We start from the raw sequence: 20,758 nt of genomic DNA, 5'->3' as shown, positions 1-20,758 counted from the left end.
GTCGCAATCCACACCGAACCCGGAAGGCCCTCACCCGTTCAAGACTCCTCAGCCGAGACCTCGATCACCCGTCCACAACCTCCCGGGGCAATACAACTAGGGCGTCGGCAGCTCCGCGAAATCGGCGACGAGTGCGCGGTGGTGGCCGGCCGTCCCGAGCGCCAGCGAGTCGGCCTTGGCGCGCTTGAGGTAGAGGTGGGCCGGGTGTTCCCAGGTCATGCCGATGCCCCCGTGCAGCTGGACGCATTCCTCGGCGGCGCGGACGGCGACGCCCGAACAGTAGGCCTGGGCCACCGCGACCGTCAGCGGCGCGTCGGCAGCGCCGGTGGCGAGCGCGTCGGCGGCGGCCCGGGCCGCGGCGCGGGCCGAGGCGACGTCGAGCCAGAGCTGCGCGAGTCGGTGCTTGAGGGCCTGGAAGGAGCCGACGGGCCGGTTGAACTGGTGGCGGCCCCGGACGTATCCGACGGTCTCCGTCAGGCACCACTCGGCCAGCCCGAGCTGCTCCGACGCGAGCAGCCCGGCCCCGGAGAGCAGTGCTCCGGCGATGGCCGCCCGGGCGGTGGCCGGGTCGGCGAGCCGGGTGCCGGCCGACGCGTCGAGGGTGACGGTGGCGAGCGGCCGGGTCAGGTCCAGCGGGACCAGCGCGGCCACCGCCGCGGACGCGGCCGGCACGGCGTACAGCCCGGTGTCGGCGAGGACCAGCAGCACATCGGCGGCCACCGCGTCGGCGACGGAGGTGACGGCGCCGGTCAGCACCCCGCCACCGGAGTCCCGTACCGCCGCGGGCAGCGGCGCGCCGGGAGCCAGTGTCAGCGGCACGGCCGGTACGCAGATCTGCCGCCCGGCGGCCAGCTCGCGCAGCAGCGCGCCCACTTCGTCCGTTCCGGGGTCGCAGCCGAGCAGGATCTCGGTGGCCAGCACGGCGCTCGTCAGGTACGGGACGGGCGCGACGGCCCGGCCGAGCTCCTCCAGGACCACGGCCGCCTCCCGGTGGCTCGCGCCCTGGCCGCCGAGCTTCTCCGGTACGAGGAGTCCGGCGGTGCCGATCCCGGCGGCGAGGGTGCCCCACAGGGCCGGGTCGTGCGGGCGGCCGGTCTCGGCCCGGGCGAGGATGCCCGCGGGGTCGCAGCGGTCGGCGAGGAGGGAGCGTACCGCGGACCTGAGCTCTTCCTCGGTCTCGGAGTAGAGCAGGTCGAGGGTGGCGCTCGGCACGCTCGGCACGGTCGGCTCCGTCGGCTCAGGCAGCCCTGTCGGCTTTGTCATCGGGCGAGCTCCTTCCATGCGAGGTCCTTGTCGTCGCGCGGCTCGGGGGGCAGGCCGAGGACGCGTTCGGCGACGATGTTGAGGAGGATTTCGCTGGTGCCGCCCTCGATGCTGTTGCCCTTGGCGCGCAGGTAGCGGTATCCGGCGTCGCGGCCGGTGAAGTCGACCAGTTCGGGGCGGCGCATGGTCCAGTCCCCGTACAGGAGGCCCTCCTCGCCGAGGAGCTCCACTTCCAGTGCGCTGATCTGCTGGTTGAGGCAGGCGAAGGTGAGCTTCATCCCCGAGCCCTCCGGGCCTGGCTGGCCGGCGACGAGCTGCTGGCGCAGCCGCTCGCCGGTGAGCCGGGCGACCTCCGCCTCGACCCACAGTTCCAGCAGGCGCTGGTGCAGCGCGTGGGTGCGCAGTTCGGGCCGCTCGCGCCAGGCGTCGACGACGGGTGCGATCATGCCGCCCTCGCGCGGGATCCGCATGCCGCCGATGGAGACGCGCTCGTTCATCAGGGTGGTGCGGGCGACCGCCCAGCCCTGGCCGACGGCGCCGAGGCGCTGGGAGTCGGGGATGCGGACGCCGGTGAGGAAGACCTCGTTGAACTCGGCCTCGCCGGTGATCTGGCGCAGCGGCCGCACCTCGACGCCGGGGGCGTGCATGTCGCAGAGGAAGTACGTGATGCCCTGGTGCTTGGGGAGCGCGGGGTCGGTGCGGGCGATCAGGATGGCCCAGCGGGCGGTGTGGGCGCTGGATGTCCACACCTTCTGCCCGTCCACGATCCAGTCGCCGGTCGCCTCCTCGCGCACGGCGCGGGTGGCGAGGGCGGCGAGGTCGGAGCCGGCGCCCGGCTCGCTGAAGAGCTGGCACCAGACCTCTTCGCCGGTCCACAGGGGGCGCAGGAAGCGTCGCTTCTGCTCCTCGGTGCCGTACGCGAGGATCGTGGGCGCGGCCATGCCGAGGCCGATGCCGATGCGGCGCGGGTCGTTGTCGGGGGCGCCGGCCGCCTCCAGCTCGGCGTCGACGACGGCCTGCAGCGAGCGGGGGGCGCCGAGGCCACCGAGGCCCTCGGGGTAGTGGACCCAGGCGAGGCCGGCGTCGAAGCGGGCGCGCAGGAAGTCGGTGCGGGCCGCGTCCGCTCCCGAACGGGGCCGGTGGGCGACGAGCAGTTCGGCTGCGCGGGCGCGCAGTTCCTCGGCGGTGACGGTCATCGGGCACCGCCGTCCGGGGCCGGGTCGGAGGTCCGGCCCAGGGCCGGTACGACGACCAGCCGGCCGGTCGTGGTCCCGTCGGCGAGGCGCTGGACGGCGTCGGCGGCCCCGGCGAGCGGGACCCGCTCGCTGACCAGCGGCTTGATGGCGCCCTCGGCGGCGAGGCGGGTGAGCTCGGCGTGGCAGGCGCCGATCGAGGCGGGTTCCTTGGTGGCGTACAGCCCCCAGTGGAGACCGAGGACCGAGTAGTTCTTCACCAGCGCGTGGTTGAGGGCGGGGGCGGGGATGGTGCCGCTCGCGAAGCCGACGACGACGATCCGGCCCTCGAAGGCCACGCATTTGGCGGAGGCGGTGTAGGCGTCGCCGCCGACCGGGTCGTAGACGACGTCGGCGCCGCGTCCCGCGGTGAACTCCTTCACGCGGGAGACCAGGTCCTCGCTCGTGCGGTCGATGACGAGGTCGCAGCCGAGTTCCTCGGCGGTACGGGCCTTCGCCTTGCCTCCGACGACCCCGATGACGGTGGCGCCGGCGGCCTTGCCGAGCTGGACGGCGGCGCTGCCGACCCCGCCGGCGGCGGCGTGCACGAGCAGGGTCTCGCCGGCTTGCAGCCGGGCCCGGCGGTGCAGGCCGAACCAGCCGGTCTGGTAGCCGATGTGCAGGGCGGCCGCCTCGGCGTCGTCGAGGGTGTCGGGCGCGGGGAGCAGGGCGCGCGCGGGGGCGGTGACGTACTCGGCGAAGCCGCCGTGCGGCAGGCTCGGGTTGGCGATGACGCGGCGGCCGTCCTCGGTTTCGCCGCAGATCTCCACGCCGGGGGTGAAGGGCAGGGGCGGGCGGATCTGGTACTGGCCGCGCACGAGCAGGGCGTCGGGGAAGTTGACGTTGGCGGCGAGCACCCTGAGCTTCACCTCGCCCTCGCCGGGCACCGGTTCGGGAACCTCCTCGAGGCGCATGGCCTCTCGGGGCTCGCCGGGGGTATGTACTCGCCATGCCTGCATCCGGGGCCTCCAGCCGCCGTCGAGGAACCACGCTCGGCGGCATACTAAGCGGTCGCTTGTGTCGTTGGGAACCCGGCCGCCGCACCCGGCCGCCCGGAACCGGGCACATCGGGCCCCGTGCGGACACGGGCATGGTGATCTGGAGGCGGGCACGCTATCGATGGGCCCATGCGTTCCCCCGATAGCAGCCCGTCCGGCACGCCCCGACTGCCCAGCCTGCCCGGCCTGCCCGCTCCGCCGCCGCTCGGCGCCGCCGCCCTGCCGCCGGGCACGTACGCGGGCCGAGTGGTGCTCGTGACCGGCGGCGGCACCGGGCTGGGCAAGGCCATCGCCACCGAGTTCGCGCGGCTCGGCGCCGACCTGGTGATCGCGGGGCGCCGGGCCGAGCAGTTGAAATCGGCGCGGGAGGAGCTCGCCGCCGTACCGGGCGCGGGCCGGGTGACCGCGGCCGTCTGCGACATCCGGGATCCGGAGCGGGTCGCGGCGGCCTTCGACGCGGCCGGTGCGGCTTTCGGACTACCGGACGTACTGGTCAACAACGCGGCCGCCAACTTCCCCTGCCCGGCGGAGGACCTGTCCCCGAACGCCTGGCGGGCGGTCGTCGACATCACCCTGACGGGCACCTGGTTCATGACCCGCGAGTTCGGCCGGCGCCACCTCGCCGCGGGCAGCGCCGGGTCGATCGTGAACATCGGCGCCTCGTACGCCTGGACCGGCGGTCCGGGCTTCGCCCACAGCGCGGCGGCGAAGGCCGGTGTGAAGAACCTGGTGGAGACGCTCGCCGTCGAGTGGGGCCCGTACGGCATCCAGATCAACGGCCTGGTCCCCGGACTGTTCCCGCACGCCGACATGACCGAGGACATCCGCGGCGGCCTGGAACGGGCCGCGCCCGACGCCAAGGACCACCGTCAGCCCGCCCTGCGGGTCGGCGCCCCGCGCGAACTGGGCTGGGCGGCCACCTTCCTGGCCTCGCCGTACGCCCGGTTCATCACGGGACACACCCTGGTGGTGGACGGCGCGAACTGGCAGCGCCGGTCCCTGGTGAACCCCGAGGTGCTCCCCGTCCGGGAGCAGTTGGGCCGCGGCCCCTTCACGCTGCCGCCGCCTGCCGGGTAGCGCACCCACCCCGCGCCCCGCGTTGTCAGTGGCCCGGGGCACCATGGCCCGTATGACCCTCGCGGAACTGACCCTCGCCCAGTGGCGCTCCTTCGACCTGGCGGCCGCCCGGCGGCTGGCCCGGGAGGCCGCGGCGGACGTGGGCGGCCGGGTGCGCCTGGTCGAGACCGTCGAGCACCTCGGCGCCCCGCTGCACCGCGCGCTCGTCGAGCGGGACGGGCGGGAGTTCGCCCTGATACCGGGCGGGCGGGTGCGGCTCGGTTTCGACCTGGAGGCGTGGCAGCCGACGCCGGAGCAGGTCGCGGACTACGCCGAGTGCCTGGCAGAGGATTTCGCCTGGTCGCCCGACATCAAGGCCCATCTCGCCGATGAGCTCAGCCCGCCCCGGACCGTGGAGCTCGCCGCCGTGCTCATGGCGGTCGAGGCGGAGGAACTGACCGGGCCTCCGGCCGACATGCCCGGGGTCCTGGCGGCGCGCGGGCTGCGGATGCCCGACCCCGACGAGTGGGAGCACGCCTGCGGGGCCGGCGCCACGACGCTGTTCCGGTGGGGCGACGCGTACCCCCTCGACGCCGCTCCGTACGGCGGCGGGGACGGCGGCGCCACCGGGCCGCGGCTCGAGCGGAACGCCTTGGGGCTGCGCATCGCGTACGACGTCTACACCGCCGAGCTGAGCAGCGGCGGGCGCGCCGTGCACGGCGGGGACGGCGGCGAGGCCGTCTGCGGCGGCTACGGCAGGCTGCGGGAATGGCTGCCGCTGGCCACCGCCAACATCAACCCCGCCATGGCCGAGTTCGTCCACGGACCGGACGGGGAGGACGTCATCGACTCGTTCTCGGTCCGCCCCGTCCTCAGCCTCCGGTGAAGCGCGGGGGCCGGCGCGCGGCCTTGGCGGTGTAGCCCTCCCGGCAGTCGTCCGAGGTGAGGGTGAGGGCCGCGGTCATCGCGACGCGGTCGAGGGCGGCGGGCAGGGCGGCGTCCGCGTAGCCGTCGATCGCGCGCTTGATGCCCTGGACCGCGAGCGGGGCGTTCGCCGCGATCTCCGCCGCCACCGACCGGGAAGTCTGCGCCAAGTCCTCTGGCGGGACCACCAGTTGGACCAGGTTCAGCCGCTCCGCCGTGGCCGCGTCGATCCGGCGTCCGGTCAGCGCGAGGAACTTGGCCCAGCCCGCGCCCGCCTCACGGGCTACGCGCAGGTCTCCGCCCGCGTCCACGGCCACGCCCAAGCCGGCTTCCGGCAGGGCGAAGACGGCGTCGTCCGCCGCCACCCGGATGTCGGCCATCAGGGCCAGCTCGAAGCCGAAGCCCAGGCAGTACCCCTGGACCGCGGCCACCACCGGCTGCGGGAGGCGGGCCAGGACCGCGAAGCGCTCGTGGACCCAGCGGATGCCCTCGTAGTAGTTGCGGGTCCGCTCCGCCGGGGTCTCCCCCGCGATCGCGCCGCCCGGGGCCGTCACGTCGATGCCCGCGCAGAACGCCCGGCCCTCGGCCCGCAGCAGGACCACCCGTATCTCGGTGTCGAAGCGGATCCTGTCTGCCAGCAGGCCCAGTTGGCGCGTGGACTCCCAGCTCCAGCCGTTGAGCTTGTCCGGCCGGCACAGGGTGAGGAGCCCGATCCCGTCCGCGACGTCCAGACGGATCCGCTCCTCCCCCTCCGCGATCTCCGTGCTGATGGTGTCGATCACCCCGTCACCTTAGGGGGCGCCGATCAGCGCGGGAAGACCTCGAACGGCACCGCGGGGCGGCCGCCGAACCGTGCCGCCGCCTGCTGGGCGTTGCCCGTCAGGAAGGTGCGCACGTACTCCTCGGGGTCCTGGTCGGTGAGCACCTCGATGTACGCCTTGTGCTCCAGCAGGGACTTGACCGAACGCTCCAGGCCGGGCCCGGCGTCGACCGCGTGGGTCGGGGTGCTGGAGCCGGCCACCGCCACCCAGCGCACCCCGTTCCAGGGCTCCAGGCCCTGCTCGGCGATGAGTTCGGGGAAGATCCACCGGTTGCCCGCGTCACTGGCCGCGTCCAGGGTGGCCCGGCCGACGGCCTTGTGGTCGGGGGTGTTCCAGAAACCGCCGCCGCCCACCCCGCCCCAGGTGTCGCGGTGGTTGAGGGTGATCACCAGCTCCGGGCGGTGTCGGCGGATCGCGGCCGCGATGTCCCGGCGCAGGCCCAGGCCGTACTCGACGATCCCGTCACGGTGGTCGAGGAACTCGACCTCGCGGACCCCGACCACGGCCGCGCTCGCGCGCTGCTCCGCCTCGCGCAGCGCGGCGCAGGTTTCGGGAGCGACGGTGTCGATGCCGGCCTCGCCGCGCGTGGCGAGGAGGTAGACGACCTCCCGGCCCCCGTCCGTCCAGTCCGCGACGGCGGCCGCGCAGCCGTACTCCAGGTCGTCGGGGTGGGCGACGACGGCGAGGGCGCGCGTCCAGTCGGTGGGCATGGGCTGCAAGGGCGCGAGCTGGTCGCGTTGTTGTTCGCTCATACGCCGCACAATAAGCGAGTGCTGGCGGGGGCGTTGTCAGACCCGGCGGCTACGGTGCCCCCATGACGGATTTCGTATTGGTACCAGGCGTTTGGCTCGGTTCGTGGGCGTGGGAGGAGGTGGCGGCGCACCTGCGCGGAGCCGGTCACGGCGCCCACCCCGTCACGCTGTCCGGAGTCGCCGAGAAGCGGGGGGTGACGGCGGGGCAGCAGACCCATGTCCAGGACATAGTCGAGGAGATAGAGCGCCGGGATCTGCGCGACGTCGTCCTGGTCGGACACAGCTACGCGGGCATTCCCGTCGGGCAGGCCGCCGAGCGGATCGGCGACCGGCTGGGACGGGTGGTGTTCGTCGATGCCAATGTTCCGACGGACGGCGAGTCGTTCGTCTCCGGTTGGTGGGAGGGCCCGGCGAGCATGGAGGCCGAGCTCGCGGGGAACGGCGGCTTCTGGGCTCCGCGGACCGCCGACGAATACGAAGGCCAGGACCTCACCGATGAGCAGATAGCCCGCATCGTGAACGGCTCGACGCCGCACCCCGGCGCCACGCTGTCCGAGCCGGCCGTGCTGGCTCGGCCGCTCGGCGATCTTCCGGCGACGTACATCAAGTGCCTGCTGGACGGCTCCGAGCCGAGCGAGGACGTGGCCAAGCTGCTCACGAGCGAGCACTGGCGGCTCGTCGAGATGGACACCGGCCACTGGCCGATGTTCTCCCGGCCCGCCGAACTCGCGCGGATCCTCCTCGACGAGGCCTGAACCGGGCCCGGGCCCGGGCCGGACGTGATCGGGCGGCCGGGCCCGGGTGCGTGCGGCGGGAGCCCTCGCCGGCTACCGGGCCACGTCGTCCCGTACGAGGGCCAGCAGACGGTCGAGTACGCGCGGGCCGCCCGCCCGGACGCCGTCGTGCTCGAACTCGTCGGTGACCCAGGTCCGCAGGCCCCGGATCGCGCGCGCCGTCTCCAGGGAGTGCCCGGTGTCCACGTAGAGGTCGTCGTGGTAGACGGCGGCGGCCACCGGCACCTCGTTGGCGGCGAGCCCGGCCGGGTCGTAGAGGGCCGGCCAGCCGGTACGGGCGGCCAGCAGCTCGGCGGTCTCGCGCAGCGGGGCCAGGGCCGGGTCGGCGGCGAAGTGCCAGGGGTGGACGTTCTCCGCGGTGAAGAGCAGCGGCTCGTCGCCCGCCAGGGTCTTGGCCGCGTCGAAGCGCGGGTGCCGGGCGCGCACCCGGTCGGCCGCCCAGCCCGTCGGGGCGGCGGGGTCCTGGGCGTAGATCGACTCGTGGATCAGCGCGTACAGGGGGTGCCCGGCGAAGGAGAGGAGCCCGCGGACGTCCTCCAGGAAGGCGTCGGAGAGGGCGGGTCCGGCCGGGGTCGGGACGAAGGCGTCCTCCAGGAGGTAGTGCAGCTGGTGGCTGCCGTCGCCCGTGCCGAGGAGGATGCCGAGGGACTGGAAGCCCTCGACGGTGAGGCGGTACCCGCCGGGGAGTTCGGCCGGCTGCGCGGCGAGGTGGGCGGCGATATGCCGGGCCCGCTCCACGTCCATGGGGTAACGGGCGTAGTGCGCGAGGCTCTTGCGCTCCATGCGGGGGTAGGCCGCCTCGTACACCTCCTCGGCGGTGGCCGTCAGCGAGGGGAGACCGCCGGTGATCAGGACGGCGGCGAGGCCCTCGGGGGCGGCGGCGAGGTAGCGCGTGGCGCAGAAGCCGCCGAAGCTCTGCCCGAGCACGGTCCAGGGCGCGCCGCCGGTCAGGGCGGGGCGGATCGCCTCGGCGTCGCGCACGATGGCGTCGGCCCGGAAGTGGGCGAGGTACTCGGCCTGTTCGGCGGGCGCGCCGCGCAGCGGCAGGGTCTGCCGGTTCACCGGGGTGGAGCGGCCGGTTCCGCGCTGGTCGAGGAGCAGCACCCGGTACTCGGCGAGGGCCCGCTCCAGCCAGGCCTGGCGGCCGATGAACCGCCGGGCGCCGAAGCCGGGGCCACCCTCCAGGTACAGCAGCCAGGGCAGCGCGGCCGGGTCCTTGCCGGTGGCGACGATCTCGCGCGCGTACAGCTCGATCCGCTCGCCGTCGGGGCGGTCGTGGTCGAGCGGGACGGTGAAGTGGTGGTCGGTCAGGACGGTGCCGGGCTGACGGTAGGTGTGCGCGGTGGTCACGGACTGCCCCTGGGGTACGAGGAGGTGCGGAAACCCGCGCCCCGACCGGGTCACGGTCGGGGCGCGGGTGCGGTTCACCCGAGTCTAGTACGGGGTCTACCTGCGGCTCGGGCCTTACGGGCGGGCCGTCAGAACTCCACGACCGACCGGAGCACCTCGCCGCGCTCCATCCGCGCGAAGGCGTCCTCGACCCCGTCCAGCGGGATCGTCTCGGACACGAAGGCGTCCAGGTCGAGCCGGCCCTGCAGGTAGAGGTCGATGAGCAGGGGGAAGTCCCGCTCGGGCAGGCAGTCCCCGTACCAGGAGGACTTGAGGGCGCCGCCGCGTCCGAAGACGTCGATGAGCGGGAGTTCGAGCTTCATGTCCGGGGTCGGGACGCCGACGAGGACCACGGTGCCCGCCAGGTCGCGCGCGTAGAAGGCCTGCCGGTAGGTCTCGGGGCGGCCCACGGCCTCGACGACCACGTCCGCGCCGTTGCCGCCGGTCAGACCCTGGATGGCCTTGACCACGTCCTCGCTGCGGCCGTTGACGGTGTGCGTGGCGCCCAGGCCCCGCGCCCACTCCAGCTTGCGGTCGTCGAGGTCCACGGCGATGATCCGCGAGGCCCCGGCCAGCCGGGCGCCGGCGACGGCCGCGTTGCCCACTCCCCCGCAGCCGATGACAGCGACGGAGTCGCCCCGGCCGACGTTGCCGGTGTTCAGGGCGGCGCCGAGGCCGGCCATCACGCCGCAGCCGAGCAGTCCGGCGGCGGCGGGCGCGGCGGCCGGGTCGACCTTGGTGCACTGCCCGGCCGCGACCAGGGTCTTCTCGGCGAAGGCCCCGATGCCGAGGGCGGGCGAGAGCGGGGTGCCGTCCTCCAGGGTCATCGGCTGGGTGGCGTTGTGCGTGGAGAAGCAGTACCAGGGGCGACCGCGCTTGCAGGCACGGCAGGTGCCGCACACCGCACGCCAGTTGAGGACGACGAAGTCGCCGGGCGCGACGGAGGTGACGTCCGGGCCGACCGATTCGACGATTCCGGCGGCCTCGTGGCCGAGCAGGAAGGGGAACTCGTCGTTGATCCCACCTTCCCGGTAGTGCAGGTCGGTGTGGCAGACCCCGCAGGCCTGGACCCGCACGAGCGCCTCGCCGGGTCCCGGGTCGGGTACGAGGATCGTCGTCGTCTCCACCGGCGCGCCCTTGCTCCGGGCGATGACCCCTCGTACGCGATGTGTCACGTGCTACCCCGCTCTCGATCTGGTTCGGATCCCATGAGCAACGTACACGGACACCACCGCACAAGGGAGTTGTGTCACATCCCGGCGCGCGATCCGGCCAATTCCGGCGGAAGCGCCTCCCGCAGGGCCGCGCCGAAGGCCGCCACGGCCGGGTGGGTGGCGGCTCCGCTGCGGAACGCCACCTTCGTACGGCGCTCCATGAGCAGGCGGGTGAGGACGACGGCCGGATCCGTGGGTCCCGCGACCCCGAGCTGGGGTACCACCGCCACCCCTTGTCCGGCCGCGACCAGCGCGAGCACGGTGGCGAACTCGTCGACCTGGTGGCGGACCCGCGGGGTGAACCCGGCGGCCTGGCAGGCCCGCACGGTCATGGCCCGGCAGAGCGTGCCGGGCGTGGCGGTGATCCAGGGCGCGTCGGCGTACGTACGCAGAACCGCGCCCTGGTCGGCGCCGGAGTCGGGGCCGGTGCCCGGGCCGGAGTCGGGGCCGGGGCCGGAGCCGGAGCCGGGGCCGGTCCGCCCCGGGTCGGTCGCCGGCGCCGCCAGGTACATCGCCTCCCGGTACAGCGGCTCGGTGGCCAGCCCCGGCTCGTCCGGGGTCGGCACGAAGTCGTACTCGTGGACCAGGGCCACGTCCAGGTCCCCGGCCCGCAGCGCGTGCGCGACCGCCGCCGGGTCGGTCTCCGAGACCATCGGCTCCAGCCCCGGATGGCGGCGGCCCAGGGCAACCAGCGCGGCCGGGACGATGGCCCGGGTGGCCGTGGGGAAGGCCCCGATCCGCAGCCCCCCGGCCAGGCCGCTACGGGCCTCGGCAAGATCGGCGTCGGCCTGTTCCAGCCGCTCCAGCACAGCTTCGGCGTGCCCGACCAGGTTCTGTCCGGCGGGGGTGAGCCGGACCCGGCGGCCGGTGCGCTCCAGCAGCGGCAGCCCGGCTTCCCGTTCGAGGACGCCGAGCTGCTGGGACACCGCCGAAGGGCTGAAGGAGAGGGCCTCGGCCACGGCGGCGATGGTTCCGCGGCGGGCGAGTTCGCGCAGCAGGCGCAGGCGTCGTACGTCGAGCATCGGCCCAGCTTACGGTTCGAGTAAGAAACGCGAACTGGATTCGACGCTCCGGGCAGGCCAGGCTCGACGGCATGCGACAGGAACTCTCCCTGCACGGGATCCACGTACCCCTGATCACCCCCTTCGCGGCCGGCGGGGACATCGCCGCCGACGCCCTGGAAGCCCTCGCGCACGAGGTGCTCGACGCGGGCGCCGCCGGGATCGTGGCGCTCGGCACCACCGCCGAGACGGCCGCCCTCGACGAAGCGGAGCGCGACCTGGTCACCGAGGTCTGCGCGCGAGTCTGCCGGGAGCACGGCGCGCCCCTGACCGTGGGGGCCGGGGCGAGCGGCACCCGCGCCGCCGAGGCCTCGCTCGCCCGGCTGGCGCGGTGGCCGGAGGTGCGGGCCGCGCTGGTGACGGCGCCGTCCTTCGTCCGGGCGGGGGCGGCCGGGACGCTGGCGCACTTCGCGCGTCTGGCCGAGGTGAGCCCCGTACCGCTGATCGTCTATCACGTCCCGTACCGGACCGGGCAGCCGCTGGACGCGGCCGCGCTGCGGGCCCTGGGGTCGCTCGCCGGGGTGGCCGGGGTGAAGTACGCGGCCGGCGGCATCGACGAGGACACGGTGGCGCTGCTCGGTGAACTGCCGGACGGTTTCGCCGTCCTGGCGGGCGACGACGCACTGGTCTCGCCCCTGCTCGCGCTCGGTGCGGCGGGCGGGATCCTCGCCTCGGCGCACCTCGAAACGGCGCGGTTCGTGGAGCTCGCGGCGGCCTGGCGGGCGGGCGAGGCGGAGCGGGCGCGCTCCCTGGGCCACGCCTTGGCCCCGCTCTCCGCGGCGGCCTTCAGCGAGCCCAATCCGGTGGTCGTCAAGGGGGTGCTGCACGCCCAGGGCCGTATCCCGACCCCGGACGTGCGCCTCCCGCTGCTCCCGGCGAGCCCGGATGCGGTGACGGCGGCGCTGAAGCAGCTCACGGAGTTCTAGGACCGCGGGGTCCGGGGGGCCGGGGGGCCCGGCCCCCCCGGGCCCCCCCGACGGCGACGGCGACGGAAAGAGCTCTGGAAGAGTCCCGAAAGAGTCCTGAATGGGCGATTCGCGGATAACGCGCGAGTCGCCCGAATCAGGCATGCGGAGAGGCGACTTGCCCGTATTGGGACGCGCCGCCCCTGCCCGTGATGTGAGTCACTCCGGCCACTTCAACATCATTTCCCCGAAATGGCCGATTCCCTTTTCCCGGCGGGAAAGTTGGCAATTCCCCGCAAGCCCTTTCAAGGTCATTTGGCGAGTTGAAAGCGGGATGTGGATCTCCGGGTCGAATTCAAGCCTTGTTCCAGCCGTGCGGGCTCACTTACGGTCGCCTCGTTCCCAGTGGTCAGCTGTCTCATCCGGCCACCACCAGGGCTCTCCCGTACCCCGCACGTGAGGAATTCCGCCATGCCCGCAAAGGGAAAGCACCGTCGGCCGAAGCACCACCCGCTCACCCGCAAGCTGGCCCTCGCAGGCACGGGCGGCGCGGCCCTGGCCCTCCCGCTGATCAGCGCGACCACGGCCGGTGCGGCGCAGGTGGCGGCCGCGCCGACGACGTACTCGGTAGTCAGCGGCGACTCCCTCTCCAAGATCGCGGCGGAGCACGCCGTCAGCGGCGGCTGGCAGCAGCTGTACGAGGCGAACCGGGGCACCGTCGGCTCCGACCCGTCGGTCATCCGCCCCGGCCTCAAGCTGACGCTCGGCACCGAGGCGAAGACCACCGCGACGGCGGTCCAGGCAGTCCAGGCGGTCGCGAAGCCCGCCAAGACCTACACGAACAACCTCGACGGCTGGATCCGCGAGTCCCTCGACGTCATGGCGCAGCACGGAATTCCCGGCAGCTACGACGGAATTCACCGCAACGTGATGCGAGAGTCCTCCGGCAATCCGCTGGCCATCAACAACTGGGACTCCAACGCCGCCGCAGGCATTCCCTCCAAGGGCCTGCTCCAGGTGATCGACCCGACCTTCCGCGCCTATCACGTCGCCGGCACGTCCCAGGACTCCTACGACCCGGTCGCCAACATCACGGCCGCCTGCAATTACGCGGCCGCCCGCTACGGCTCGATCGACAACGTCAACGGCCCGTACTGATCCGGCGCGTGGTCGGGCGCCGGCGCCTCAGGCCCCCCGTGCCTGCGGTACGCCGCACCCCGATCCGACACGTCCGACCGGGCCTTGACCTCATCGGTCAGCACGCGCAGGGACAGCGCCAACGCCCGGCGGCACGGATCACGCGTCATGCGGTGACACGCCGCCTTCGCACCCGGGCGCGGACCAAGGTGCGCAGGGGCGCGGCGACCCCGTAGCCGATGTCCTTGCGCAGGGCGCCGGCCCCGGCCCGCTCCACGGCGGCCAGCTGATACTCCATGAGCTCCGTCATGGTGGCGATCACCGGCCGCAGCCCCGGTTCGGCGAGGCCGAGGATGCCGTCGGCGGCCGCCAACGCGGTGCGGGCGCGCCGGCACTCGGCGGCGAGGAGCTCGCGTACGGCCGGGGTGTCGCGGGCCCGTTCCAGATCGGCGCGGGTCACGGCGTGCTCGGCCAGGCGCGAGCCCGCAATGCACAGACGGCCCTCCGCGAGGTCCCCGGCGAGGTCGGCCAGGAAGTCGACCCGCTGGGCGGCGTCCACGAACCGCCGCCATCCCGCGGCCTGTTCGGCGTCGGGGCCGCCCTGGTACTGGAGGCCGGTGAAGACCACCACCCCGGGCCAGGCATAGGCGTCGAGGTACTCCTGGAACTCCTCCTCGGTGGCGAATCCGCCGAAGCCGGCTTCGGCGGTGGCCGCGCCCTCGAGGAAGCGCGTGACCCAGTGGGCGGGCAGAGCGCGGGAGCCGACGGCGTGGGCGTAGGCGCGCAGCAGCGGGTCGGGGCTCCCCCCGTCCCGCAGGGCGGTGTCCACCTCGGCGGCCAACTCCTCCAGTCCCTTCGCCCGTTGCTCCGGGGTGCCGGTCTCGGCGATGTCGTCGACGCGGTTCATGAAGGCGAGGCCGGCGGCGAGCCAGGGCACCAGGGGCGGCGCGGCCAGCAGCCGCAGGGCCAGGTACGGGGCCGGTTCGCGGCGCAGCACCCGGCGCGCGGCGTGCGTGTAGTCCGCCCGCAGCCGGGGGTCGCGAATCCCGGCCGCGGTCAGCGTGGTGCGCCAGGTGGGCATGGCGGTCGAGCTCCCTCGTCAGTTCCGGTAGACCTTCTTGACCTTGCCATCGGTGTCCGCGAGGACATAACCGCCCTGGCCGTACGGGTCGCTGAGGTAGGGGCGCATGGACGGGGTCCCGTCCTGCCAGGTCTCGACGTTGATGTAGCGCGAGGTCGGGTTCGGGACGCCCAGGTCCTTCTCGGACTGTTCCAGGAGGGCGGGCAGGGCGTCCCAGTTGACCTTGGCCATGTCGATGAGCGGGTCGCCGTCCTTGACCGTGCCGGCCGGGCCGCTGCGCTTGGCGGCGCCGTTGCGGTACTGCCACGAGTCGACGGTCCTGGCTCCGGGGGCGGTGGGGATCGAAGTGATCACGTAGTCGTCGTAGATCCGCATGTTCACGAAGGTGGTGGTGCCGGTCTGCTGCTTGAACGCCTCGATGGCGGTGCGGATGTTGGCGGGCGTGATCAGCGTGCCCTTGGGCGGATCGACGGGGGCGCCTGACGGCGGGGTGCTCGCTTTCGGGGTCAGGCCGGGGGTCCGGCCCGGGGTCCGGCTCGGGGAGGGGTTCGGGCCGGCGCTCGAGGCGGCGGGGCTCGCGCCGCCCTTCGCGTCGCCGCCGCGGGTGTCCCCGTCCGGGAGCCACTTCACCGCGCCGGCCACGCCGCCCGCCAGGGCCATCGCGAGCAGCCCGGCGATCAGGACCGGCCGGCGGCGCGCGGCGGCCGGGGCCGCGACGGGCACGGTGGTCGCGTACGGGTTGGACCCCGGCGCCGGGGGCAGGGGCGGGGGCGGTGTCGGCGGCCCGTACTGGCCCAGCGCGACGGGAGGCGTCACCGGGGTGGCGCCACCAAGAGCACTGCTCGCATTCCGGAGCAGAGCTTCCAGTTCCTCGCCGCCCGGACGCGCAACCGGATCCCGTACCAGCAGCCGTTCCAGTACGGGCCCCAGCGGCCCGGAGCGGACCGGCGCGGGGATCGGCTCGTCCAGCACGGCGACCACCGTGGCCAGGCTCGTGGCCCGGCGCAGCGGATGGACCCCCTCCGCGGCCACGTACAGCAGCATGCCCAGCGACCACAGGTCGGAGGCCGCCAGCCCCTCCGCGCCGCGCACCCGCTCCGGCGCGATGTACTCGGGCGAGCCGATCAGCACCCCCGTGGAGGTGAGCGCGGTCGACCCGTGCAGCGCCGCGATCCCGAAGTCGGTGAGCACGGCCGAACCGTCGGGCCGCAGCAGCACGTTGGCCGGCTTCACGTCCCGGTGCAGGACCCCCTCGGCGTGCGCGGCCCGCAGCGCCGACAGCACGTCCAGTCCGAGCCGCAGCACCTCGGCCACCGGCATCGGCCCCGAGGCCAGCCGGTCGTACAGGGAGCCGCCCTTGACCAGCTCCATCACGATCCACGGATGCCCTTCGGCGCCGTCCGCCGGCTCCACGATGTGGTGGATCGTGACCACGTGCGGGTGTGCGAGGCGGGCCAGCGCACGGGCCTCGCGGACGGCCCGTTCGCGCAGTTGGTCGGCGAGAGCCGGCTGAGCGGCGGCGGTCGCCGGGTCCGGCGGGCGCACCTCCTTGAGTGCGACCTCGCGGTGCAATGCGATGTCACGGGCGCGCCACACCGTTCCCATGCCGCCGCTGCCCAGGGGGGCGATCAGTTCGAAGCGCCCGCCGATCAGCTGTCTGCCGGCCTCACTGTTGTCCATGGCCGGTCATCGTAGGGGCCGCCGGTGTCAGCAGCGTCGGCGGTCCACCGTCACGGTGCCCTGCGCGGTGGCCACCGTACGGTCGTAGCAGCCGCCGGGCGCGTCCGAGCCCAGGAGCCGGTAGCGGGCGGTGGTCGCGCCGACGGCGTGGCGCTGATCGCGCGGGACGTCGGCCGTGTACGAGGCGTCGCCCGTGTACCGGTCGTCCAGGCGGGACCAGTCCACCTGCCGGCCGCCGCGCAGGGTCACGGTGTCCGCGCGGTCGCCGAGCGAGAGGACGGTGCGCAGCCGGTCGTCGGCGCCGAGGGTGGTCTCGCCGTCCATCGTGTACGTGCGCTGCGTGCGGGTGGCGTTCGCCCCGCGGGTCACCGTCTCCTCGTCGGTCCACGTGGCGGTGAGCGCGTCCTTGTTCTCGCCCTCCGTCCAGCGGTGGGCGGAGGTGTTGCGCACGGCCCGCGTCACGGTGGTGGTGACGCGGCCGTGGGAGGTGTCGAGGTGCCCGGCGACGGTGAGGCGGTGGCCGCCCTCGGTGTCCAGCCGGTGCTCGGCGCCGGGTGCGGCGGGCGTCCAGCGGGAGGAGCCTTCGGGTGCGCCCTCCTCGTGCCGGGTCAGCGCGCCCGTGACGACCTCGCGGGCCCCGTCCTGCCAGAGCAGCAGGTTGGCGGGGGTGTTCCAGCCGCTCTGCCCGGCCGGGACCCCGGCGACGTGGACCTCGACCCGGTGCGGGAGGCCGTCGTTGAGGACGGCCGCGTAGGGGGTGAGGTCGTAGCGGACCGGCTGGACGTCGAAGGCGCGGGGGCCGGGGGTGACGTACCAGAGGAACGGGTTGGACCAGCCGCCGGTCCAGACGGTGGGGAAGGGTGCGGCGAGGCCTGCGAGCTGCCCGTCCACGGAGACCTGGACCTCGCGGTAGGGGCCGTCGGCGGCCTTGCAGGAGTACGGGGCCGCGTCGGGGGTGGTCATGTACCAGTACTCCTCGCAGCCGCCGCCGGAGCCGGTGGCGTACACCTCGGCGAGGAGCCGTTCGGTGTTGCGCGGGGTGGTGACGGTCGGGCCGGTGAGCGGCAGCACGCGGTCGGGCGTCTCGGGGGCCGGGGTGCGGCGGTCGGCGGCGTAGAAGGTCAGGGTGACCTTGACGTCGATGACGCCGGTGTAGGTGTCGTTGACGACGTTGCCGATGAGCATCTCGACGGGCTGCGGACGGCTGAGGGTGTCGCGGTAGTGGGTGACGTCCTTCTCGACGGACCAGGTGATGCCGTCGGGCGAGGGCTCGGGGGTGGAGGTGTGGAAGATCTCCACGCCGCCGACGGAGAGGTGGCCGAGGCGGTCGTACTGACGGCCCTTGACCTTGCCGTCGAGGCGGAGCACCACCTTGGCCCAGGATCCGGTGCCGCAGGCCGTGGGCGGGGCGTAGGTCCCCCGGTACGGGGTGTAGTCCCGGAACTGCGCCTCCGCCAAGGTCACCTCGCAGGCCCGGGTCGCGGGCCGGGCGACGGGCGGGGCCGCGGTGAGGGGGTCGTGCCAGTCGGTGCCGAACTCCGCCGGCGGGGTGGGGCCGGCGGTGGCGGCCGCGCTCGCGGGTCCCGCGGCGGCCAGGGTGGCCGTGGCCAGCGCGAGCGCGCCGAGCAGACCCATGATCCTGTGTCGTCTCATGGACCCGCAGTGAAACGCGGCCGCCCCGCACCCCGCCAGAGCCACCGCCCACCTCTGGCCGGATCTCGCCGGTACGCGGCGGGGCCGGGCCTCGGCGGGGGCGGGGGCGGGGGTCAGGTCGTGGTGGGGAGGAGGACCACGCCGTCGTCGTCCGCGTGCAGGACGTCGGCCGGGCGGAAGGTGAGGCCGCCGATGGTGACGGGTTCGTCCACCGTGCCCGCTCCCGTCTTGCCGCTCTTGCGGGGGACGGTGCCCAGGGCCTTGATGCCGAGGTCCAGGGCGCCGAGCGCCGCGCTGTCGCGCACGGCGCCGTTGATGATCAGACCGGCCCAGCCGCTCCGCTCCGCCGCCCCGGCGAGCACGTCGCCGACCAGCGCGGTGTGCAGGGAGCCGCCGCCGTCCACCACCAGGACCGCGCCGCCGCCCGGCGTGTGGACGAGCTCGCGCAGCAGGGCGTTGTCCTCGTGGCACGAGAGGGTCCGCACCGGTCCGGCGAACATGCGGCGGCCGCCGAAGCGGCGCAGCTGCGTGGCGCAGATGCCGAGTGCCTCGCCGTGCTCGTCGTACAGGTCGGCGGTGGGGACGGGGGTGATGGACACCGGGGTGACGCTCATCTGGTTCTGGGCTCCTCGCCGTTCGTCCGCGTTGTGCGGGCCCACCCTGGGACGCGGGTCCCGGGGCTCAGTCGCGGGAGTTGCCGAACAGGATCCGGTAGCCGACGAGCAGGACCAGGGAGCCCGTGACGGCGGAGGTCCAGGTGGTGAGGTCGAAGAAGTCGTTCTGGACCGTGCGGTCCAGGAACTTCGCCGAGAGCCAGCCTCCGATGAAGGCGCCCGCGATGCCGATGAGGGTGGTCCCGATCAGGCCGCCGGGGTCCCGGCCGGGCAGCAGGAACTTGGCTATCGCCCCGGCCAGCAGTCCCAGGATGATCCAGCTGACGATACCCATGCCTGTCACTCCGCTTCGTTCGTGTGCGCGTACTCACCCCCGAGGACGCGCACCCGGGCGGAACGGTTCTCCGCCGTGGCCGGTCAGGCCGCCGCATGGGTCATCGCGGCCGCCGCCGTGGCGGCGGGTACGGCCGCCGCCGCGGGTACGGCCGGCGGGGCGGTACGGGTGAGCAGCAGGACCCCGCGGGCCGCCGCGAGGGCGCCCGCCACGGCCAGCAGCAGCCCGAGCGCGCCGCCCTGGAGGCGTTCGCCGAGCAGGACCATTCCGATCGCGGCCGCGGCCAGCGGATTGGCCAGGTTGACCACCGCGAGCGGGGCTCCGAGGCCGCCGCGGTAGGCGCGCTGGGACAGCAGCAGGCCGCCGACCGCGAAGAGCACCACGAGCAGGGCCACGGCGACGACCCGGAGGCTGAGCAGGGCCCCGCCGCGGCCGGCCGCCACGGCGACGGTCTGGGTCAGGGCGGAGGCGGCCGCCGAGGCCAGCCCGGACGCCGTCGCGTGGCGCAGCCCGGAGCGCGTGTCCCTGCGTACGGTCAGCAGGGTGATCACCGCGGCCGTCGCGCCCGATACGGCGAGGGCCTCGGCCAGGGTGAGGGTGTCGTCGGGCGCCGGTCCGGAGGCCGGGAGCAGGAGCAGGCCGAGCCCGAGGACGGTGGCCAGGGTGCCCCGCCACTCGGTGGCGGCGACCCGGCGTCCGGCGCCGTGCGCGCCCAGCGGGACGGCCGCGACGAGGGTGAGGGCGCCGAGCGGCTGGACCAGGGTGAGCGGCCCGTAGCGCAGGGCGGCCGCGTGCAGGAGTGCGGCGGCGGCGTTCAGGCCGGCCGCCCACCACCAGGCGCTGTTGCCGAGCAGGGACTTGGCGCTGCGGGCGATGGCGCGGCGGGCGAGCCGCTCCTGGGCCACGGCGGCCGCCGCGTAGGTGGCGGCCGCGGCGAGGCAGAGTGCGACGGCGACGAGGGTGGCGTTCACCGCGCGGCTCCCGCGGTCTCCGCGCCGGCGGCGGCACCGGCACCGGCGGCGGCTTCCCGCTGCCGCGGCAGGCTCCGTACGGCCACCAGGGACCGGCCGGCCGGGCGCGGGATCAGCAGCAGGGCCGCACCGAGCAGCACGGTCGCCACGACGGCGTCGAGCCAGTAGTGGTTGGCCGTGCCGACGATCACCAGCAGGGTCAGCAAGGGGTGGAGGAGCCACAGGACGCGCCAGCGGGACCGGGTGGCCGCGATCATCCCGAGGGCCAGCATCAGCGCCCACCCGAAGTGCAGGGAGGGCATGGCGGCGAACTGGTTCGCCATGGTGTCGGTGGCGGGCGCGGCCCCGTAGACGGTGGGCCCGTAGACCTGGCCGGTGTCGACCAGGTGCGCCTCGCCGAGCATCCGCGGGGGCGCGAGCGGGAAGGACAGGTGCAGGGCGAGGGCGGCGCCGGTCAGCAGGGCGAGGATCCGCCGTGTCCACAGGTAGTGCGCGGGCCGCTTCAGGTAGAGCCAGACCAGGAAGAGCGCGGTGGCCGGAAAGTGCACGGCCGCGTAGTACGTGTTCGCGCTCTGCACGAGTGCGTCGCCGTGCAGGAGCAGCCGCTGGATCGTTCCCTCACCCGGCAGGTGCAGGGCGCGCTCGGCGTCCCAGACGCGCGTGGCGTTGCGGAAGGCCTCGTCGGTGCGGCCGGTCGAGAGCATCCGGCCCGCCTTGTAGACGGCGAAGAGGCCCGCGACGAGCAGCAGCTCGCGTATGAGGCGGCGGCGCTGATCGGTTCTTGGTCCGGCACCTGCCTCGGCGGGCGTGGTCTGGGAGGTCATCCCCCGGTCTCTCTTCCTGTACACGGGCACACATCGACACGCCAGTGTATCGATA

Annotated in this window: 20 protein-coding genes; 5 read left to right on the top strand and 15 right to left on the bottom strand. The window is 74.2% G+C overall.

Features of this window, described 5'->3' with window-relative positions; all coding sequences use genetic code 11:
- Positions 1 to 96: 96 nt before the first annotated feature.
- Genes ACFWB8_RS26145 through ACFWB8_RS26135 form a run of 3 tightly spaced genes read right to left on the bottom strand, consistent with a single transcriptional unit; the run spans position 97 to position 3,454 of the window.
- On the bottom strand, positions 97 to 1,263 hold the full coding sequence (locus ACFWB8_RS26145) for an acyl-CoA dehydrogenase family protein (protein ID WP_385231819.1): 1,167 nt from the start codon (positions 1,261 to 1,263) through the stop codon (positions 97 to 99).
- Positions 1,260 to 2,459 (bottom strand): acyl-CoA dehydrogenase family protein, encoded by a 1,200-nt coding sequence (locus ACFWB8_RS26140; protein ID WP_385231816.1) that lies wholly within the window; start codon positions 2,457 to 2,459, stop codon positions 1,260 to 1,262. The genes ACFWB8_RS26145 and ACFWB8_RS26140 overlap by 4 nt, the downstream gene beginning before the upstream one ends.
- Entirely contained in the window at positions 2,456 to 3,454 is a 999-nt protein-coding gene (locus tag ACFWB8_RS26135) for an NADPH:quinone oxidoreductase family protein (RefSeq protein WP_385231813.1), read from the bottom strand. The genes ACFWB8_RS26140 and ACFWB8_RS26135 overlap by 4 nt, the downstream gene beginning before the upstream one ends.
- Before the next feature lie 168 nt (positions 3,455 to 3,622).
- On the opposite strand from ACFWB8_RS26135, the gene ACFWB8_RS26130 reads away from it, so the two are divergent.
- Positions 3,623 to 4,570: an SDR family oxidoreductase gene (locus ACFWB8_RS26130; RefSeq protein WP_385231810.1), complete on the top strand. Its 948-nt coding sequence runs from the start codon at positions 3,623 to 3,625 to the stop codon at positions 4,568 to 4,570.
- Positions 4,571 to 4,622: 52 nt separating this feature from the next.
- Positions 4,623 to 5,435, top strand: coding sequence for a hypothetical protein (locus ACFWB8_RS26125; RefSeq protein ID WP_385231807.1), 813 nt, complete (start codon positions 4,623 to 4,625; stop codon positions 5,433 to 5,435).
- On the opposite strand, the gene ACFWB8_RS26120 is transcribed toward ACFWB8_RS26125, so the two are convergent.
- Both ACFWB8_RS26120 and ACFWB8_RS26115 read right to left on the bottom strand, forming a co-directional pair.
- Complete coding sequence (locus tag ACFWB8_RS26120; protein WP_385231804.1) at positions 5,422 to 6,255, bottom strand: enoyl-CoA hydratase/isomerase family protein; 834 nt, start codon at positions 6,253 to 6,255, stop codon at positions 5,422 to 5,424. The two genes, ACFWB8_RS26125 and ACFWB8_RS26120, sit on opposite strands and share 14 nt — an antisense overlap.
- A gap of 23 nt (positions 6,256 to 6,278) precedes the next feature.
- On the bottom strand, positions 6,279 to 7,046 hold the full coding sequence (locus ACFWB8_RS26115) for a PIG-L deacetylase family protein (protein ID WP_385231801.1): 768 nt from the start codon (positions 7,044 to 7,046) through the stop codon (positions 6,279 to 6,281).
- Between the two features lie 62 nt (positions 7,047 to 7,108).
- On the opposite strand from ACFWB8_RS26115, the gene ACFWB8_RS26110 reads away from it, so the two are divergent.
- The gene (locus ACFWB8_RS26110) at positions 7,109 to 7,801 is read left to right on the top strand and encodes an alpha/beta fold hydrolase (protein ID WP_385231798.1); all 693 of its coding nucleotides are present in this window, start codon (positions 7,109 to 7,111) and stop codon (positions 7,799 to 7,801) included.
- Between the two features lie 72 nt (positions 7,802 to 7,873).
- Here ACFWB8_RS26110 and ACFWB8_RS26105 read toward each other — a convergent pair whose 3' ends face one another.
- The 3 genes from ACFWB8_RS26105 to ACFWB8_RS26095 all read right to left on the bottom strand — a co-directional run bounded on the left by ACFWB8_RS26105 (position 7,874) and on the right by ACFWB8_RS26095 (position 11,465).
- Positions 7,874 to 9,190 (bottom strand): alpha/beta fold hydrolase, encoded by a 1,317-nt coding sequence (locus tag ACFWB8_RS26105; RefSeq protein WP_385231795.1) that lies wholly within the window; start codon positions 9,188 to 9,190, stop codon positions 7,874 to 7,876.
- Between the two features lie 128 nt (positions 9,191 to 9,318).
- Positions 9,319 to 10,404: an S-(hydroxymethyl)mycothiol dehydrogenase gene (locus ACFWB8_RS26100; protein ID WP_385231792.1), complete on the bottom strand. Its 1,086-nt coding sequence runs from the start codon at positions 10,402 to 10,404 to the stop codon at positions 9,319 to 9,321.
- A 74-nt stretch (positions 10,405 to 10,478) separates the two neighbouring features.
- Entirely contained in the window at positions 10,479 to 11,465 is a 987-nt protein-coding gene (locus ACFWB8_RS26095; RefSeq protein WP_385231789.1) for a LysR family transcriptional regulator, read from the bottom strand.
- Positions 11,466 to 11,536: 71 nt separating this feature from the next.
- On the opposite strand from ACFWB8_RS26095, the gene ACFWB8_RS26090 reads away from it, so the two are divergent.
- Together ACFWB8_RS26090 and ACFWB8_RS26085 are read left to right on the top strand one after the other, a co-directional pair.
- The gene (locus ACFWB8_RS26090; protein ID WP_385231786.1) at positions 11,537 to 12,430 is read left to right on the top strand and encodes a dihydrodipicolinate synthase family protein; all 894 of its coding nucleotides are present in this window, start codon (positions 11,537 to 11,539) and stop codon (positions 12,428 to 12,430) included.
- 450 nt (positions 12,431 to 12,880) lie between these two features.
- Positions 12,881 to 13,567, top strand: coding sequence for a transglycosylase SLT domain-containing protein (locus ACFWB8_RS26085; protein ID WP_385231783.1), 687 nt, complete (start codon positions 12,881 to 12,883; stop codon positions 13,565 to 13,567).
- Between the two features lie 145 nt (positions 13,568 to 13,712).
- Here ACFWB8_RS26085 and ACFWB8_RS26080 read toward each other — a convergent pair whose 3' ends face one another.
- From ACFWB8_RS26080 to ACFWB8_RS26050, 7 genes are all read right to left on the bottom strand, one after another.
- A complete protein-coding gene (locus tag ACFWB8_RS26080) occupies positions 13,713 to 14,627 on the bottom strand; it encodes a squalene/phytoene synthase family protein (RefSeq protein ID WP_385231780.1) in 915 nt (304 codons plus the stop codon).
- 18 nt (positions 14,628 to 14,645) lie between these two features.
- Positions 14,646 to 16,307, bottom strand: a complete 1,662-nt coding sequence (locus ACFWB8_RS26075) for a serine/threonine-protein kinase (RefSeq protein ID WP_385231777.1) — start codon at positions 16,305 to 16,307, stop codon at positions 14,646 to 14,648.
- A 27-nt stretch (positions 16,308 to 16,334) separates the two neighbouring features.
- Positions 16,335 to 17,960 (bottom strand): peptide-N4-asparagine amidase, encoded by a 1,626-nt coding sequence (locus ACFWB8_RS26070; protein ID WP_385231774.1) that lies wholly within the window; start codon positions 17,958 to 17,960, stop codon positions 16,335 to 16,337.
- 113 nt (positions 17,961 to 18,073) lie between these two features.
- Positions 18,074 to 18,574: a ribonuclease E activity regulator RraA gene (gene rraA / locus ACFWB8_RS26065; protein WP_385231771.1), complete on the bottom strand. Its 501-nt coding sequence runs from the start codon at positions 18,572 to 18,574 to the stop codon at positions 18,074 to 18,076.
- Between the two features lie 67 nt (positions 18,575 to 18,641).
- Positions 18,642 to 18,908, bottom strand: a complete 267-nt coding sequence (locus ACFWB8_RS26060) for a GlsB/YeaQ/YmgE family stress response membrane protein (RefSeq protein WP_385231768.1) — start codon at positions 18,906 to 18,908, stop codon at positions 18,642 to 18,644.
- 83 nt (positions 18,909 to 18,991) lie between these two features.
- A complete protein-coding gene (locus ACFWB8_RS26055; protein ID WP_385231765.1) occupies positions 18,992 to 19,879 on the bottom strand; it encodes a hypothetical protein in 888 nt (295 codons plus the stop codon).
- Positions 19,876 to 20,703 carry a phosphatase PAP2 family protein gene (locus ACFWB8_RS26050; protein WP_385231762.1) on the bottom strand — a complete coding sequence of 276 codons (828 nt, stop codon included), beginning with the start codon at positions 20,701 to 20,703 and terminating at the stop codon, positions 19,876 to 19,878. The genes ACFWB8_RS26055 and ACFWB8_RS26050 overlap by 4 nt, the downstream gene beginning before the upstream one ends.
- Positions 20,704 to 20,758 lie beyond the last annotated feature (55 nt).

This window comes from Streptomyces sp. NPDC060031, assembly GCF_042736805.1.
GTDB lineage: Bacteria > Actinomycetota > Actinomycetes > Streptomycetales > Streptomycetaceae > Streptomyces.
This window is presented reverse-complemented; position numbering and strand designations above follow the sequence as displayed.